Here is a 16,960-nt window from a genome sequence, read left to right as displayed (position 1 = left end):
CCTGGACTCTACGCGGCCGGGGCGGGTGCGGCATCGTCCGAAAGATGGAACGCCGTCTCGACAGAACAGTCGGCGGCGACCGTCCCCGCGGCCGATGACCGGAAGGGGCGTCCCAGCGAGGCTGGAAGCACCCTCCCGTCCGCTCCCTACTCGAAAGGCCACCCATGTTCGTCGCCCTGCGCGACCTGCGATTCGCCCGCGGCCGCTTCCTCCTCATCGGCTCCGTCGTCGCCCTCATCACCGTGCTCGTCGGCTTCCTCAGCGGCCTCACCGGCGGCCTGGCGACGCAGAACATCTCCGCCGTCCTCGCGCTTCCCGGTGATCGCCTCGTCTTCTCTGCGCCCGAGGCGGGCGACTCCGGCGCCAGCTTCGCCGACTCCGCGGTCACCGCCGAACAGGCCGCCGGCTGGTCCGCGGAGACCGGCGTCCGCAGCGTCGAACCGATCGGCATCACGCAGTCCCGGGCGGAGGCCGACGGCACCCGCACCGGGGTCGCCCTGTTCGGGATGGACAGTGGAGACGGCGGCGAGCTCTCGACCGGATCCGTCTCCCTCTCCACCGGGGCCGCCGCCGCCCTCGACGCCGCGCCCGGCGACGCGATCACGATCGGATCCCGGTCCTACACCGTCGACACGGTCGCGGGCGACGGCTGGTACAGCCACACCCCCGTCATCCGGATGACGCTCGGCGACTGGCGGGCCTACGCCGCGGAGACGGGCAGCCCCGACGCCTACGCGACCGTTCTCGCCGTCTCCGGCGACCCCGACTGGTCCGCCGCCGACGCGGCGACCGGCACCGTGTCCGAGACGACCATCGGCTCCCTCACCGCGCTCAGCGCCTTCCGCTCCGAGATCGGCTCGCTCCTGATGATGATCGCCCTGCTCTTCGGCATCTCCGGGCTGGTGGTCGGCGCGTTCTTCACGGTGTGGACCATGCAGCGCAAGGGCGACGTCGCCGTGCTCAAGGCCCTGGGCGCGAGCACGCCCGCGCTCGTCCGCGACGCACTGGGCCAGGCACTCATCGTCCTCGTCGCCGGTATCGCCGTCGGACTCGCCGTCGTCGCCGGGGCGGGCGCCCTCGCCGGAAGCGCGCTTCCCTTCCTGCTCAGCCCGCTCACCACCCTCGTCCCTGGCGCGCTCCTCGTCGTGCTCGGGCTCGCCGGCGCCGCGTTCGCGCTCCGCTCGGTCACCTCCGCCGACCCCCTCACCGCACTCGGGAGCAACCGATGATCCGCTTGGACGATGTCACCCTCACCTTCCCCGACGGCGACGCCCGCGTCACCGCCGTCGACCACGTCAGCCTCACCGCGCGTCCCGGAACCGTGACCGCGGTCACCGGTCCCAGCGGATCGGGCAAGTCGAGCCTCCTCGCCGTCGCGGCGACGCTGATCCGACCCGACTCGGGCACCGTGACCGTCGGCGAGGTCGACACGACGGCACTCGACGCGCGGGAGGCCGCCGAGCTCCGGCGCACCAGCATCGGGATCGTGTTCCAGCAGTCGAACCTGCTGCCCTCCCTCACGGCGGGCGAGCAGCTGCGTGTGATGGGCGAGCTCGGTGGACGCCGTGCACCGGGTGCCCGCGCAGCGACCCTCCGGCGTGCGGACGAGCTCCTCGACGCCGTCGGACTCTCCGCCCAGCGGGACCGCCGGCCCCACCAGCTCTCGGGCGGCCAGCGGCAGCGCGTCAACATCGCCCGCGCGCTCATGAACGACCCGGCCGTGCTCCTCGTCGACGAGCCCACCAGCGCACTCGACCAGGAGCGGGGCGCCGAGATCATCGAGCTGCTCCTCCGTCTGAGCGCCGAGCGGGACGCCGCGACCCTGCTGGTCACCCACGACGTCGTGCACCTGCCGCGCATGCACCGGGTGGTCCGGCTGGTCGACGGACGGCTGGTCGACGGACGGCCGGACGACCCCGTCCGCGACGCTGTCGACCTCCCGCACGCGCATGCGCGCCACGGAATATGAAACGCACTACCCTCGAAAGGTGACGATCCACGAACCCGACGACGGGCAGGCCCCGGTGCAGCGGCCCGGCTTCACCTACTATCTCGGGCGCTGGATCATGGCTCCCATCGCCAAGATCGTCTACCGGCCTCGCGTCATCGGCCGCAAGAACGTCCCCCGCCACGGCAAGGTCATCCTCGCCAGCAACCACCAGTCGTTCATCGACTCCATCCTCATCCCGCTCATGTCGCCGCGCCGAGTGCAGTTCCTGGCGAAGTCGCACTACTTCGAGGGCACGGGCCTGAAGGGCCGCATCTCGCGCTCGTTCTTCACCGGGATCGGCGCCGTCGGCGTCAAGCGCGGCGCGGGTCAGGCGGCTCAGGAGGCCCTCGAACAGTCCCGCCGCATCATCGACACCGGAGCCGCGTTCGCGCTCTACCCCGAGGGGACCCGCTCCCTCGACGGCCGCTTGTACAAGGGACGCACCGGCGTCGGCTGGCTGGCGCTCACCACCGGTGCGAAGGTGGTCCCCGTCGGGCTCATCGGCACCGACGAGATGCAGCCGGTCGGCGCGAAGTTCCCGCGGGTGCGCCGCGTGACGGTCGCGTTCGGGGAGCCGCTCGACCTCGCCCACTACGGGCCGCCCGAGTCGGGACGCGCCCGCCGCCAGGCCACCGACGAGATCATGGCGGCCATCCACGCCCTCACCGGGCAGGAGCTCGCCGGCACCTACAACGAGGCTCCCCCGGCCAACCCGGTCGAGCGCGTCAAGCGCGCGCTGCACCCGGAGCGGCTCTAGTCCCGCTCGGATCCGCCGCCCGTTCAGGCGAGGGTGAGCAGCTCCGGCTCGTGATGCACGGGGAAGTTCACGCTCGCCGCGATGAAGCACTTCTCCGACGCCGGACCGTGCAGGGCCGCCGCCAGCTCGCGCTGCGCCGGGTCGGCGACGGTGACGCGCGGGTGGAGGGTCGCCGACGTGAAGTGGCCCCCTCCGTTCGCCGTCTGCTCCATGGTCCCGGTCGCGGCGTCGCTGTAGCCGACGATCACGACGCCGGCGCGCGCCGCCTCCGCCAGATAGCTGAGCATGTGGCACTGCGCCAACGCACCGAGCAGCAGCTCCTCGGGGTTCCAGCGGTCGCGATCGCCGAAGAACGCCCGATCGGCAGACCCTTCCAGCGGGTGCTTGCCCTCCGCCGTGAGAACGTGATCGCGGCCGTAGTCCTTGTAGCCGCTGGTGCCCGTCCCGCGGTTGCCGGTCCACTGCAGGTCGATCGCGTAGCTGTGCTCGAGTCTCATGGATCGATTCTGACACCGCGGTTAGAATCGATCCATCATGACTGACACCCTCAACGCGCCCGTCTACACCGTTCCTCAGGAACGCCGCATCGTCACCGCCGTTCCCGGCCCGGCCTCCCAGGCGCTCCACCAGCGCCGTCTCGCCGTCGTGCCGACGGGTGTCTCCTCCGCGCTGCCCGTGTACATCGCCCGCGCCAACGGCGCCATCCTGGTCGACGTCGACGGCAACCAGTTCGTCGACTTCGGCGCCGGCATCGGCGTGACCACGGTCGGCCACACCGAGACCGCGGTGGTCGCGGCGGCCGCGGAGCAGCTGCAGGACGTCATCCACACGCTCTTCACCATCACCCCGTACGAGGAGTACGTGCGCGTCGCCGAGCTGCTCGGGGCGCACACCCCCGGCGACCACGCCAAGAAGACCGTGCTGGTCAACTCGGGCGCCGAGGCCGTGGAGAACGGGGTCAAGATCGCCCGCAAGCACACCGGCCGCCGCGCCGTCGCCGTGCTGGACCACGCCTATCACGGCCGCACCAACCTGACCATGGCGATGAACTACAAGGCGGCGCCGTACGCGACCGGCTTCGGCCCGTTCGCCGGCGACGTCTACCACGCCCCGAACTCCTACCCCTACCGCGACGGCCTGACCGGCGCCGAGGCCGCCGCGCGCACCATCGCGTACCTCGAGAAGGTCGTCGGCTCCTCCGACCTCGCCTGCCTGGTCGCCGAGCCGATCCAGGGCGAGGGCGGTTTCATGGTGCCCGCCGAGGGCTACCTGACGGCGCTCCAGGAATGGTGCACCGCCAACGGCGTCGTCTTCATCGCCGACGAGATCCAGAGCGGGATGGCCCGCACCGGCGCGTACTTCGCGAGCGAGCACTTCGGGCTCGTCCCCGACCTGGTGCTCAGCGCCAAGGGCATCGCGGGCGGCCTGCCGCTCGCCGCGGTCACCGGGCGTGCCGAGATCATGGACTCGGCCCAGCCGGGCGGTCTCGGCGGAACCTTCGGCGGCAACCCGGTCGCGGCCGCCGCCGCCATCGCCGTCTTCGACGAGATCGAGAGCAACGACCTCCTCGCCGAGGGCCGCCGGATCGAGGCGTCGCTGACCGCCGGCCTGCGCCGCCTGCAGGAGAAGTACGACATCATCGGCGAGGTGCGCGGCATCGGCGCGATGGTCGCCATCGAGCTCGTCCAGCCCGGCACGGCCGAGACGACGAAAATCCCGAACGCCGAGGCCGTCTCGAAAATCGTGGCCTTCGCCGCGCAGCAGGGCGTGCTCCTGCTGAACGCCGGCACCTACGGCAACGTGCTGCGCTTCCTGCCCAGCCTCGCCGTCTCGGACGCCCTCATCGCCGACGCGCTCTCGGTCATCGACGACGCGTTCGCCGCCCTGTGAGCCCGGCCGTGGCCCCCGCGGTCTTCTCCGGCGAGGAGGCCGTCGAGCTCGCGGTCGTCGAGCGGAGCGGTTTCGTCGAGTCGCGCCACGTCGGCTCGGCGGTGGTCCTCGGAGCGGACGGCACCGTCGCCCGGTCCCTGGGCGCCCCCGAGAAGCCGGTCTTCCCGCGCTCCACCATGAAGCCCTTCCAGGCGGTCGCCGTGCTCGGCGCCGGCGTCGCCCTCGAAGGCGCGCGCGCCGTGCTCGCCACGGCCAGCCACGCGGGTACCCCGGCGCACCTGTCGGTCGTGCGCACCATCCTCGCCCAGGCGCAGCTCACCACCGACGCGCTGCTCTGCCCGCCGGACTGGCCCCTCGACTCCGCCGCGCGCGACGACGCGATCCGTGCCGGCGAGCAGAAGCAGCCGCTGTTCATGAACTGCTCCGGCAAGCACGCCGCGATGCTGGTCGCCTGCCGCGTCAACGGCTGGCAGCTGGAGAGCTACCTCGACCCGCAGCACCCGCTGCAGCAGCACATCCGTGACACGGTCGAGCGCCTCACGGGCGAGAAGGTCGTCGCGACGGGTGTGGACGGCTGCGGCGCCCCCGTGCACGCGATGTCGCTCGTCGCCCTCGCCCGCGGGATCCAGCGCATCGCGACCGCGTCGGACGGCTCCCCCTTCGCCCTCTACCGCAATGCGGCCCTGCTGAAGAACGCGGTGCTCGCCGACGGCTGGGCGATCGACGGCCCGGGGCGCGCGAACACGGTCGTGATCGATGAGCTCGGCGTCTTCGCGAAGGGCGGCGCCGAGGGCGTGATGATCATGGCGGCGCCCGACGGCACCACCGTCACACTCAAGATGCTCGACGGCAGCCTCCGCGCCGCGACCGTCGTGGCGCTCTCGCTTCTGGCCGACGCCGGAGCGGTCGACCGCGCCGCCGTCGACGCGCTCGCCCCGAAGCTCGACCTGGCCGTCCTCGGCCGCGGCGAGCCGGTCGGCGAGATCCGCGCCTCCTACGTCTGAAGCCCGCGCACCGGACGGCCCCGGCAGCTCACGCTGACGGGGCCGTGCGGCTTCAGGGGTCTGTTCGCGGCTACTGCGTCGCGCGCGCAAGCCGCCGGGCACGTGCCGCCGCGCTCAGCTGCGAGATGAGCACGACAAGGATCGTCAGGATGAACACGGCCGACGCGATCACGTTCGCCTGGGCCGGGATGCCGCGCGACGCCGCGATGTAGATGTACATCGGGAAGGTCGTCACCGCGCCCGCGTTGAAGTTGGTGATGATGAAGTCGTCGAAGCTGAGCGAGAACGACAGCAGCGCGGCCGACAGGATCCCGGGCAGCAGCAGAGGGAACGTGATCCGCCAGAAGACGGCGTTGGGCGAGCCGTAGAGATCGCGCCCCGCCTCCTCCAGCGCGGGGTCGAGGCTCGCGACGCGCGCCTTCACCGTGACGACCACGAAGCTGATGCAGAACATGACGTGGGCGATGATGATCGTCCCGAAGCCCTTGTTCACGCCGAGGCTCAGGAATTGGGCCGCCAGCCCGGCGCCGAGCACGACCTCCGGGCTCGCCATCGGCAGGAACAGCAGCAGACTTGTCTGCGATCGGAACCGGAAGCGGTAGCGCATCAGCGCGATCGCGATCATCGTGCCGAGCACGGTCGCGATCACCGTCGAGATCAGGCCGATCACGATGCTCGCCATGAACGCGTCGCAGATGCCCGCTGCGTCGCACACGTTCGTCCAGTTGCGCAGGGTGAAGCCGCGCCAGGCGATGTTGTTCTTGATCGCGTCGTTGAACGAGAAGACGAACGTGTAGACGATCGGGATGAGCAGGAACGCCAGGGCCAGGAAGGCGTAGACGCCCAGCCCGAGGCCCGCGAAGCGCCGCCGGGGCGGCCGCTGGGTCGGCCGCCGGGTCGGTGTCGCCGCGGCGGGCGCCGGGTCCGGCGAGAGGGGCGTCGTCACAGCAGGTCCTCCGTTCCGCTCCGGCGCACGTACAGACCGACGATCAGCAGGATGACCGCCATCAGGATGACCGACATCGCCGCGGCCGCCGGATAGTTCTGCAGCACGAGGAAGTTGCTCTCGATGACGTTGCCCATCATCGAGGTGTCCGCCGCGCCGAGGAAGTCCTGCGACGCGTTGATGTAGTCGCCCGCCGCGGGGATGAACGTCAGCAACGTGCCCGACACGATCCCGGGGAGGGAGAGCGGCACCGTCACCTTGCGGAAGGTGGTCCACGCGTTCGCGTAGAGGTCCTGCCCCGCCTCCAGGAGCCGGACGTCCAGGCGTTCCAGGGTCGCGTACAGCGGGAGGGTCATGAACGGGATGAAGTTGTACGTGAGTCCGAAGATGACCGAGAAGGGCGTGCCGGTGATGTGCGCGTCGGGGGGCAGCACCGAGATGGCGCGCAGCGCGCTGGCCACGACCCCGTCGTCGCTCAGGATCGACTTCCACGCCAGGGTGCGCAGCAGGAAGCTGATGAAGAAGGGCGCGATGACCAGCGTCATGAGCAGGTTCTGCACGAGCGGGCGCCCGCGCATCTTCACCCCGATGAAGTACGCGAGCGGGTAGCTGATCACGAGCGCCGCGGCCGTCGCGATCAGCGCGTACGCGAACGAGCGGATGATCTGCGGCCAGTACTCCGAGATCGCGTCCGTGTAGTTGGTCCACTGGAACGCGGCCTGGTACTGACCGATGTCGCCATCCGGTACCGGCGTCTGGAACGACGTGATGATGAGCGAGACGAGCGGCGTCAGGAAGAACAGGACCAGGTAGGCGACACCCGGCAGCAGGAGCACGAGCGCGATGCCGCTCTTGCGGCGGACCGCGGGCTCGGCGTCCTGCGTCGGGGGTGCGCCGGTGAAGGCGGCGAGGGCCATCTACGCCTCCTCCAGCTCCGTGAGCATCCGCTCGCGCGCCTGTGCGGCGATGGCCTGGGTGTCCGCATCGTCGGCGAAGCGGCCGTCCGCCGGGGGCTCGTCGGCGAGCACGAAGGTGTGCGCGGCGTCCCACGCGACCCAGACGGACGCGCCCAGGGAGGCGACCGGCCCGGCGTGCATGTTCTGCGCGAACACGATGACCGAGCCCAGGCCCGGGATGTCGACCAGGTACTGCGTGCTCACACCGCTGAACGAGACATCGGTCACCCGTCCCGGGCCGAGGCTGTTCGCGCCCGACGGGATGGTCTCCGGCGATTCGTGCAGCGTCAGCTTCTCCGGCCGCACCCCGACGGTCACCAGCCCCGCGTCGCGCTGTGCCCGCGAGCGCGGGATGCGGATGCGGTGGCCACCGACCTCCACGCCGACCGCGTCCGCCGCGGACTCCTGCACCGGCCCGACGAACAGGTTCGACTGGCCGAGGAAGTTCGCGACGAACACCGTCGCCGGCAGTTCGTAGAGCACCTCCGGAGCCCCCATCTGTTCGATCCGGCCCTTGTTCATCACCGCGACGGTGTCGGCCATGGTCATGGCCTCCTCCTGGTCGTGGGTGACATGCACGAACGTGAGGCCAACCTCGGTCTGGATGGACTTCAGCTCGAGCTGCATCTGCCGCCGCAGCTTCAGGTCCAGCGCGCCGAGCGGCTCGTCGAGCAGGAGCAGCGCAGGCCGGTTCACGATCGCGCGGGCCAGCGCCACGCGCTGCTGCTGACCGCCCGAGAGCTGCGAGGGCCGGCGGGCGGCGAGGTGGTCGAGCTCGACCAGGCGGAGCGCCTCGTGGGCCTTGGCGACGGGATCGCCGATCTTGCGGCGACGCAGGCCGAACGCGACGTTCTCCAGGATGGTCATGTGCGGGAAGAGCGCGTAGCTCTGGAACACGGTGTTCACGGGCCGCTGGAACGGCTTCGTCGCGGTGACGTCCCGGCCGCCGATGACGATCCGTCCGGCCGTCGGCTCCTCGAGCCCGGCGACCAGGCGCAGAGTCGTCGTCTTGCCGCAGCCGCTCGGACCGAGCAGGGCGAAGAAGGAGCCGGCCGGGATGGTCAGGTCGAGCTCCTCGATCGCCGTGAACCCGGGGAAACGCTTGGTGATGCCGTCGAGACGCAGGTCGGCGCCGGACTCGGCGAAGACTCCCCTGGCCATCAGGCGCCCAGGATCACTTTCTGGAATGCGGCCTGGTACTTCTGCTCCTCGGCCGTGCTGAGCGAGCGGAAGATGTGCGCCTGCGAGAGCGTGTCCGCGTCGGGGAAGATCAGCTGGTTGTCGGCCAGATCGGGGTCGATCTTCACGGCCGCCTCCTTGGCGCCCTCGACCGGGGTGATGTAGTTGACCCACGCGGCCACCTCGGCCGCGACCTCGGGCTGGTAGTAGTAGTCGATCAGCTTCTCGGCGTTCGCTTTGCGCGGCGAGCCGATCGGGATGACGAAGTTGTCACTCCAGAGCGTGCCGCCGGCCTCCGGGAGGACGAACTCCCAGTTGTCGCCGGCCTCGGCGTTGAGCTGCGTGATGTCTCCGGACCAGCAGATCGCGGCGAGCGTGTCGCCGCTCTTCAGATCGTTCAGGTAGGAGTTGCCCTTGATGTTGCGGATCTGACCGTCGCTCACCTCTTTCGTGAGCGTGTCGATCGCCTTGTCGAACTCGGCGTCGGAGAACGTCTTGGAGATGTCGACGCCCTGCTGCAGCAGCAGCAGACCCATCGTGTCCCGCATCTCGCTCAGCACTCCGACCTTGCCCTTGAGCTCGGGCTTCCAGAGGTCGTCGACCGATTTCAGACCCTGCGGCAGCTTCTCCTTGTTCCAGCAGATGCCGGCGAAGCCGCTCTGCCACGGGAGGGACTTCGTGCGTCCCGGGTCGAAGTCGATGTCCTGGAGGTTGCTGACCAGGTTCTTCTTGTTCGGGATGGTGCTCTCGTCGAACGACTGCACGTAGCCGAGCCGGATCCACCGGGCGATCATCCAGTCGGTGAGGCACACGGTGTCGGCGCCGATGTCCTTGCCGAGCGCGAGCTGGTCCTTCACCTTGGCGTAGTACGTGTTGTTGTCGTCGACCGCGACGTCGTACTTGACCTTGATGCCGCTCTGCTTCTGGAAGGCGTCCAGCGTCGGGTACCCGCCGCTCTCGTCCTGGTCGAGGTACGCCTGCCAGTTGGCCCAGGTCATCGTCTTATCCGTCGACGAGGTGTCCTTCGCGGCCGTCGGCTTGCCCGAGGCGCCCCCGGTGGAGCAGGCCGCGAGGGCGAGTGTCGCGGCGCCGGCGCTCAGACCGGCGAGCAGGCCGCGGCGCGAGAGCTGGGACGCCCGTGCGGACTGCACGAGCTGGCGGATCATCGGGTCTTGCGGGAGGGGCCTGGGATTCACTGCGGTGCTCCTTCGGGGCTCGAACACGGACCACTGGGCGACGCCGGAGACGAGACACTACGGCGTGTCGTCGCGGTGGGTCGATACTGGCACAGGACGCATCGACGCGCAGCAAAAAGAGGGCAGAACGTCGGATCGGAAACATGATCGTCACGAAATCCGTTCCGATCCGGCCGTTTCGGGCGGGAAACCGCAGCTCGCGCCGTGGACGGATCGTCACGGGGAACATGACGGACGATATCCGCGTCGCACAACATGTCTGAATACGGAATCAGCACAGACGGATCGACTCCACTATCGAAATCCTCCGTCGAGGCGACTATGGTGAGAGGGAATCACCACGTCGATGTGAGAGGAATCCCATGAAGGTCGCGATCCCCCGCGAGATCAAGAACAACGAGTTCCGGGTGGCGATCACCCCGGCCGGAGTCCACGACCTGGTGGGCGCCGGACACGAGGTCTACGTCGAGGCGGGTGCGGGAGTCGGCTCGTCCATCCCGGACGACCTCTACGCGGGCGCGGGCGCGACGATCCTCCCCGACGCTGCGGCCACCTGGGCGGCCGGCGACCTGATCCTGAAGGTCAAGGAGCCGATCGCGAGCGAGTACGGCTACTTCCGCGACGGCCTGGTGCTCTTCACCTACCTGCACCTCGCGGCCGACGAGGCGCTCACGCGGGCGCTCATCGCCTCCGGCGTGACCGCCATCGCCTACGAGACGGTGCAGCTGCCGAACCGCTCGCTGCCGCTCCTCGCCCCCATGAGCGAGGTCGCCGGCAGGCTCGCCCCGATCGTCGGCGCCAACACGATGCTCAAGCCCAACGGCGGTCCCGGCCTCCTCGTCCCGGGCGTCCCCGGGACCCACCCGGCCGTCGTCACCGTGCTCGGCGGCGGAGTCGCGGGCACCAACGCGACCTCGGTCGCCGTCGGTCTCGGCGCCGAGGTCACCGTGCTCGACACGAACATCGCGCGGCTGCGCGAGCTGGACGCGCTCTACGCCGGACGCATCAAGACCATCGCATCCAACAGCTTCGAGATCGAGAAGGCCGTCGTCGCGTCGGACCTCGTCATCGGATCCGTCCTCGTGCCCGGGGCGAAGGCGCCGAAGCTCGTCAGCAACGACCTCGTCTCGCGCATGAAGCCGGGCAGCGTGCTCGTCGACATCGCGGTCGACCAGGGCGGCTGCTTCGCCGACTCGCACCCGACCACCCACGCGGACCCGACCTTCACCGTGCACCAGTCGCTCTTCTACTGCGTGGCGAACATGCCCGGCGCGGTGCCGCACACCTCCACCTACGCACTCACGAACGCGACGCTGCCGTACGCGCGCGCCATCGCGAACCGCGGCTGGCAGGAGGCCCTGCGCGCCGACGCCTCGCTCGGCCTCGGGCTGAACGTCCACGCCGGGCAGGTCGTGAACGCGGGCGTCGCCGAGGCGCACGGCCTCCAGGCCGCCGAGATCGCCGAGGCGCTCGTCTAGGTGTGAATCCAGGCGCTCGTCTCGCGGCACCGCCCACCGGCGTGCGAAGGGAAGCGTTGCGAAGGGAGGATATCCGCGCAGTTCAGGCGCGGAGCTCCTCCCTTCGTCACATTTCGGGGGGTTCTGAGCGCCTTTCTCCTCCGGTGGCGACCACACGACGCAGTGGAGGTAACGGAGGGGATCTCGGGCGACACGCCGGGCGAACGCCGGGAGCGGAGGTGATCGAGCGGAATCGAGGCGGGATCTCCTCCGATGGTCGGCCACGCTCAGGGCGGCCGCGCCCGGTCAGGTCAGGTCAGGTCAGGTCGGGTCAGGGTCAAGCGGGCTCACGTCTGCTCAGCTGACGTCGAACCACTGGTCGCCGATGTCGACCCGGGTTCCGCGGGTCACACGGTACCGGCGGCCGGACTCGCACTGGCGTGCTGTGCCGCCGAGAGGGCGGGCGACCGTGCCGTTGCCGGAGTACCGGTCGCAGATCCAGAGGTCGTCGCCCTCCATTCCGAACTCGAGGTGCGTCTTCGAGACGCTGCGCGCCGGGTCGGACACGACCACGAGCTGGTCGACCTCCTCCCCCGGCTGCGTGATCGGACGCCGGCCCACCAGGCCGGAGCCGGAGACGGTCACGCTCTCACCGGTCGAGAAGCTCAGTGTGTAGGCGACCACGGCGGAGGCGGCGGGCGGCGCCGTCTCGATCGGCAGGATCTCGACCGCTTGCGTCGGCGGCAGGCCGTCCTCGTCGAGGAACTGCCCCGCGACGGCGGGCTTCGGGAGGCGTTCGACGATCGTCGTGTCCGAGGGCCGGGGATCGGCCACCTCGGGCTCGCGCACCCGTGAGGCGGTCACCGAGCTCCCGCACCGGCCGCAGAACAGCGTCCCCTCGCTCAGCTCGGTCCCGCACACCCGACAGTTCATCGCCCGTCTCTCCTCTCGCGCCTCCCCCCACGGTATCCGAGGGAACGCAGGGAGACCGCCGCCAGCAGCCTCTTCCAGCGCGTGTCGCGCCGATCGAGCTGGCCGCGCAGGTCGTCGACGGCCTTCCACACGGAATCGGCTTCGTCCGGCGTCGGCGCGGTCGGGCTGTAGACCGCACGATCGGCGACCTTGGCGAGAGCCGCGGCCCGCGTGCCGCCGATGGTCTGCGCGAACTCCACCCTCGTCGCGGCGGGAGGAGGCTCGTAGCCGTGATCGACCGCCGCATCCGCGAACTCCCGCCACCCTCCGACGATCCGCTCGGCCGCCGTCCCGGCCGATCGGCGCAGAGCACGCCGCCGCCACTTCGCCGCGATGACCGCCAGGAACGGCGCGGCGAGCACAGCGAGCACCAGGAGGGTCCACCCGACGACGACCAGGATCGCCAGCAGGGTCTCCACCAGCGGATTCGGCGGCTGCTGGTCGGTGCTGTCGACCTGTGCCTGCGGAGGTTCGTCGTTCTGCTGCGGGTTCTCGTCGACCGGAGGCTGCACGTTCGTCTGGGGGCGGGAGATCTCCGTCGGCTGCTCGGGCTGCTTCGGCGGCACCGGGCGCACCGGCGGAGTCGGGTCGACCGTCACCCAGCCGTCGGTCGTCTGGACCTCGATCCACGCGGACACATCGGAGCCGGTCAGCGTGACCGTGGCCGACGTCGCGGAGCCCGCCGGGGCGGCGAATCCGAACACGACGCGGGCGGGGAACCCGAGCTGGCGCGCCATGAGCGCGGCGGTGACCGCGTACTGCTCCTGGTCGCCGAGCATCGGCACATCCGTCAGGAGCTCCGTGATGCGGTCGGCCCCGTGCCCGGAGCGGCTCGCCGGCTCGTCCGGGCCGATGCCGTGACTGATGTACCCGTCCTGCGCCAGGCCGCGGAGCGCGGCCGCCAGCTTGTTGCCGGCGCCGGCCACACCGGCCGTGTACTTCTGCAGGACGGAGGTGAGCTCGTCGGGCACCACCGTGGGCTTCGGGACGGTGTCGGAGCCCGGCTCGACCTTCTCGAGCGCGGCGGCCGTGAGCGTAGGCTTGACGACCGAGTCGGCGGTGTAGCTGTCACCGGAGTGGAGTGCCGTGGTGACCGCCCCGGTGCCCGTCACGTCGTTGTAGAAGAACGCTCCGGCGAGGGTCGAGGCGTCGTCCCCGGCGAACGAGATCTGCTGCAACTGCCCGGTGCCCGGAATCCACGGCCCGCGGTAGTCGCGGATCGTGACCGTAACGGCGTGTTCGGTCCCGCGCACCCCCGACTGGTCGAGACGGTACGGAACGCGTGTGAACGAACCGGAGGCGCTGGTCGTCCCGTCGCTGCCCACCGAGTACGTCACCCCGTCGTAGGTGTCCAGTGCGGCGATCCGCAGGCGCCCGTCCGACGGCAGCCCCGAGACGCTGAGCATCGGCTCGTCGGCCCGCGGATCCTCCAGATACGACCGGAACCCGCTGAGCGGACTCGGGTACGCGCGGGGATCGAACGGCTGCTCGACGGCGGTGCGGACGACCTGGCGGTCCGAGGACGGAGGGATGACGGCCGCGGCGGCGATCCCGACGGCGGAGGCCCCGACCAGCATCACGAGGGCGCCCACCCCGGTCAGCATCGCGGTCGACCGGCGCTCGCGCGGCGTCTCCATCGCGAGGCCGCTCTGCTCCCCCAGTGTGCGCAGCGCCGCGCTCCGCCGGCGCAGGCGGAACCGGATGAGCCACACCAGCAGGAGGGCGAGCAGGCCGAGGACCACCCAGAGCGGCACCGCAGCAGTGCCGGATCCGAACACGATGCCCGCGACCAGGAGCAGCGCGGGCGGCAGGGCGGCGGCCTCCGGGACCCGGGCGCGCAGCGCGATGCTCACGGTGACGACCGTCGTCAGCAGGACGAGGATGAAGGCCGGCACCAGCAGCGCCTGGTACGACCCGACCGGCACCGAGATCGTGACGAGCTGCTTCCAGCTCAGCCAGGTCGCCTGCACGAGGTCGACGAACCCGGGACCGGTCGGCAGGAGCCCGCCTGCGGTGGCCTCGGTGGGGACGGCCAGCTGGACCCCCGCGCCGAGGTAGACCGCGACGACCGCGGCGGCGACGGCGATGCTCGGCCAGCGGAAGGCGGCGCCGAGCACCGCGACGACCGCCCCGAGCGCCAGCGTGGCACCGAGCAGCACGATGAAAGCGGTCGACTGGTAGACCGGCCAGAACGACCAGGCGGCGAGCCCGACGGCCGCCAGCGCGAGCGCCGTGTCGATGGCGGCCGTGCCGGGCCGCACGCGCGCCGTCATGTCGCGAGCCGCTTCGCCAGGCTGTGCTTCAGATCCTCCAGGTAGCCGATCGTGAGCACGCTCAGGTCGGCCACCCGGCGCAGCGACGGGACGGCCCCGGCATCGCAGACGATGGCGACCACGTCGACTCCGAGCGGGAAGTGCGCGGCAGCGGCGCGCAGCTGCGCGGGAGTCGGGGCGGACCCGGCCACCAGGAACGCGATCGAGATCCCGGCCGCGTCGTCGACGGCGACACGCGCGAGCTCGGGCAGGCGCAGCGCGGACTCCGCCGTCTCGACGCCCGCGAGGTCGTCCAGAAGGCGGCCCCGGTTGATGGTGCTCAGGTGCCGTGCGCTCAGCACCATCCGCTTGGCGAAGTCGGGGGTGGCGGCACTGGCGACCACCGAGACCGTGCGCGAGTCGAGCATCGCCCGCACGCCGAGGGAACCGGTCGCGCTCACGGCGAGCTCGAACTCCTCGTCGGAGGCGTAGTCGGCGGCCGAGAGGCTCAACGCGACCAGCAGGTGGCTGCGCCGGGTCTCCTCGAACTGCCGCACCATGTAGCTGCCGGTCTTGGCCGTGCTCTTCCAGTGGATGTTGCGGCGCTCATCGCCCGGCTGGTATTCGCGCACGGCGTGGAAGGCGATGTCGCTCGCCGTCAGGTCGCGGGTCGGCGCCCCTTCGAGGTCGCGGACGAACCCGGTGCTCATGCTCGGAATGGCGACGGTGCGCGGATGCACGAAGAGATCGAGGGACTCGGCCCAGACCACCTCGCGCCGCAGCAGCCCCAGCGGGTCGGCGCGCACGGTCCGGACCGGGCCGATCGGCACGATGCCCCGGCGGGCGGTGGGCACCACGAAGACCTCCGAGTGCTCCTCGCCCGCGCCGAGGGCGGGCGACGCGAACTCGGCGAGCCCTTCACCCACGGGGACCTCGATCCGCACCCCGGAGAGCCGTCGCCGTCCGGGGTTCCGCACCGCGACCTCGCCCGGCGCGCGATCGCCGACGACGACCCGGTTCGACGGCAGCGAGAGCCCGACGTCGAATGCGATCCGTCCGGCGAGGTATCCCGTGGCGATCACGAGCAGCGCGACGGCCGTCCACCCCGCCACGACGGACTCGGTCCAGCCGAAGACGTAGCCGAGCACCAGTGCGACGACCGAGACGACGGCCAGCGACCAGCCCAGCGGGGTCACCACGGAGCCGGCGCGTCGGCCGACCCGTGCGACGGCCCGCCCGGCGGTCGAGGACGTGCGCACGATCCAGACGATCGCGTCGGCCAGCGCGCCCTCTCGCTCCCCGACGATCCGGGCGCGCGCGTTGGTGAGCTCGGTCGGCGTGCGGGTGACGGTGCTGGTCACACGGCGGCCCGATCGCTCGGCGGCGGCACCTCGATGAGCAGCTGCCCGACGACGCTGGAGGCCGACACGCCCTCGAACTCGGCCTCGGGATCCAGCACCAGCCGGTGCGCGAGGACCGGCTCGGCCAGCGCCTTCACGTCGTCCGGCGTCACGTAGTAGCGCCCGTTCGAGGCGGCGAGCGTCTTCGCGGTGCGCACCAGGGCGAGCGCTCCGCGCACGCTGACGCCCAGCCGGACCTCCTCGGCGCCGCGCGTCGCGTCCACCAGGCGGGCGACGTAGTCGTTGATCGTGGCGTCGACGTGCACGCCGCGCGCCATCGTCGCCATCTCGACCACGGTCGCCGCCGACACCACCTCGGGCACGACGACCTCGTGGGCGCGGTGCTCCGCCCCCTCCAGGATGCGCAGGGTCGCCTCGTGGTCCGGGTAGCCGATCGACGCCTTCATCAGGAACCGGTCGAGCTGCGCCTCGGGCAGCCGGTAGGTGCCCGCCTGCTCGATCGGGTTCTGCGTGGCGATCACCATGAAGGGCGCGGACACCGTGTGGCGCACGCCGTCGACGGTGGCCTGCTGCTCCTCCATGACTTCGAGCAGCGCCGACTGCGTCTTGGGGCTGGCCCGGTTGATCTCGTCGGCGAGGACGATGTTGGCGAAGATCGGACCGCGGTGGAAGTCGAACGCACCCGAACGCTGGTCGTAGATGTTCACGCCCGTGATGTCGCCGGGCAGCAGGTCGGGGGTGAACTGGATGCGGTTGGTCGAGCCGCGCACGCTCTCGGCGATGGCGCGCGCGAGGGAGGTCTTGCCGGTGCCCGGGACGTCCTCGAGCAGCAGGTGCCCCTCGCTGAGCATCGCGGTCAGCGCCAGGCGGATGACGTGCGACTTGCCCAGCAGGACGCGGTCGATGTTCTGCACCAGCCGGTCGAACACGCCCGCGAACCAGGTGGCCTGCTCTGGGGTCATCGTCATGCGCGGGCCTCTCGGAACGGGGTACGGGGTGC

General features: G+C 70.9%; 15 protein-coding genes. 6 read left to right on the top strand and 9 right to left on the bottom strand.

The window, feature by feature from the left end; translation table 11 throughout:
* Positions 1-164 precede the first annotated feature (164 nt).
* The 3 genes from ACFVU2_RS08880 to ACFVU2_RS08870 are packed head-to-tail and all read left to right on the top strand — an operon-like array spanning position 165 to position 2,747.
* Positions 165-1,229, top strand: a complete 1,065-nt coding sequence (locus ACFVU2_RS08880) for an FtsX-like permease family protein (protein ID WP_387873074.1) — start codon at positions 165-167, stop codon at positions 1,227-1,229.
* Entirely contained in the window at positions 1,226-1,969 is a 744-nt protein-coding gene (locus ACFVU2_RS08875; protein WP_387873072.1) for an ABC transporter ATP-binding protein, read from the top strand. The genes ACFVU2_RS08880 and ACFVU2_RS08875 overlap by 4 nt, the downstream gene beginning before the upstream one ends.
* A gap of 19 nt (positions 1,970-1,988) precedes the next feature.
* On the top strand, positions 1,989-2,747 hold the full coding sequence (locus ACFVU2_RS08870; protein WP_387873070.1) for a lysophospholipid acyltransferase family protein: 759 nt from the start codon (positions 1,989-1,991) through the stop codon (positions 2,745-2,747).
* Between the two features lie 23 nt (positions 2,748-2,770).
* Here ACFVU2_RS08870 and ACFVU2_RS08865 read toward each other — a convergent pair whose 3' ends face one another.
* A complete protein-coding gene (locus ACFVU2_RS08865) occupies positions 2,771-3,244 on the bottom strand; it encodes an OsmC family protein (protein WP_387873068.1) in 474 nt (157 codons plus the stop codon).
* A gap of 37 nt (positions 3,245-3,281) precedes the next feature.
* On the opposite strand from ACFVU2_RS08865, the gene gabT reads away from it, so the two are divergent.
* Positions 3,282-4,637, top strand: coding sequence for a 4-aminobutyrate--2-oxoglutarate transaminase (gene gabT, locus ACFVU2_RS08860; RefSeq protein WP_387873066.1), 1,356 nt, complete (start codon positions 3,282-3,284; stop codon positions 4,635-4,637).
* An 8-nt stretch (positions 4,638-4,645) separates the two neighbouring features.
* A complete protein-coding gene (locus ACFVU2_RS08855) occupies positions 4,646-5,641 on the top strand; it encodes an asparaginase (protein WP_387873064.1) in 996 nt (331 codons plus the stop codon).
* A 70-nt stretch (positions 5,642-5,711) separates the two neighbouring features.
* Here ACFVU2_RS08855 and ACFVU2_RS08850 read toward each other — a convergent pair whose 3' ends face one another.
* From ACFVU2_RS08850 to ACFVU2_RS08835, 4 genes are all read right to left on the bottom strand, one after another.
* Positions 5,712-6,488 (bottom strand): ABC transporter permease, encoded by a 777-nt coding sequence (locus ACFVU2_RS08850; RefSeq protein ID WP_387874403.1) that lies wholly within the window; start codon positions 6,486-6,488, stop codon positions 5,712-5,714.
* Between the two features lie 95 nt (positions 6,489-6,583).
* Positions 6,584-7,504: an ABC transporter permease gene (locus tag ACFVU2_RS08845; protein ID WP_387873062.1), complete on the bottom strand. Its 921-nt coding sequence runs from the start codon at positions 7,502-7,504 to the stop codon at positions 6,584-6,586.
* On the bottom strand, positions 7,505-8,704 hold the full coding sequence (locus ACFVU2_RS08840; protein WP_387873060.1) for an ABC transporter ATP-binding protein: 1,200 nt from the start codon (positions 8,702-8,704) through the stop codon (positions 7,505-7,507).
* Entirely contained in the window at positions 8,704-9,918 is a 1,215-nt protein-coding gene (locus ACFVU2_RS08835) for a PotD/PotF family extracellular solute-binding protein (RefSeq protein WP_387873059.1), read from the bottom strand. The genes ACFVU2_RS08840 and ACFVU2_RS08835 overlap by 1 nt, the downstream gene beginning before the upstream one ends.
* A gap of 362 nt (positions 9,919-10,280) precedes the next feature.
* Here ACFVU2_RS08835 and ald point away from each other — a divergent pair, with 362 nt between their 5' ends.
* Complete coding sequence (ald, locus tag ACFVU2_RS08830) at positions 10,281-11,396, top strand: alanine dehydrogenase (RefSeq protein ID WP_387873057.1); 1,116 nt, start codon at positions 10,281-10,283, stop codon at positions 11,394-11,396.
* Positions 11,397-11,732: 336 nt separating this feature from the next.
* Here the strand turns inward: ald and ACFVU2_RS08825 are convergent, their stop codons facing one another.
* Genes ACFVU2_RS08825 through ACFVU2_RS08810 form a run of 4 tightly spaced genes read right to left on the bottom strand, consistent with a single transcriptional unit; the run spans position 11,733 to position 16,928 of the window.
* Complete coding sequence (locus ACFVU2_RS08825; protein ID WP_387873055.1) at positions 11,733-12,308, bottom strand: zinc-ribbon domain-containing protein; 576 nt, start codon at positions 12,306-12,308, stop codon at positions 11,733-11,735.
* Positions 12,305-14,620, bottom strand: coding sequence for a transglutaminaseTgpA domain-containing protein (locus ACFVU2_RS08820; RefSeq protein ID WP_387873053.1), 2,316 nt, complete (start codon positions 14,618-14,620; stop codon positions 12,305-12,307). The genes ACFVU2_RS08825 and ACFVU2_RS08820 overlap by 4 nt, the downstream gene beginning before the upstream one ends.
* Complete coding sequence (locus ACFVU2_RS08815) at positions 14,617-15,960, bottom strand: DUF58 domain-containing protein (protein WP_387873051.1); 1,344 nt, start codon at positions 15,958-15,960, stop codon at positions 14,617-14,619. The genes ACFVU2_RS08820 and ACFVU2_RS08815 overlap by 4 nt, the downstream gene beginning before the upstream one ends.
* Positions 15,957-16,928 carry an AAA family ATPase gene (locus ACFVU2_RS08810; protein WP_387873050.1) on the bottom strand — a complete coding sequence of 324 codons (972 nt, stop codon included), beginning with the start codon at positions 16,926-16,928 and terminating at the stop codon, positions 15,957-15,959. Before ACFVU2_RS08810 ends, ACFVU2_RS08815 begins: the two co-directional genes overlap by 4 nt.
* Positions 16,929-16,960 lie beyond the last annotated feature (32 nt).

Source organism: Leifsonia sp. NPDC058194 (assembly GCF_042883605.1).
Lineage (GTDB): Bacteria > Actinomycetota > Actinomycetes > Actinomycetales > Microbacteriaceae > Leifsonia.
The sequence above is the reverse complement of the archived record's forward strand: the minus strand, read 5'-3'. Positions and strand labels throughout refer to the sequence as shown.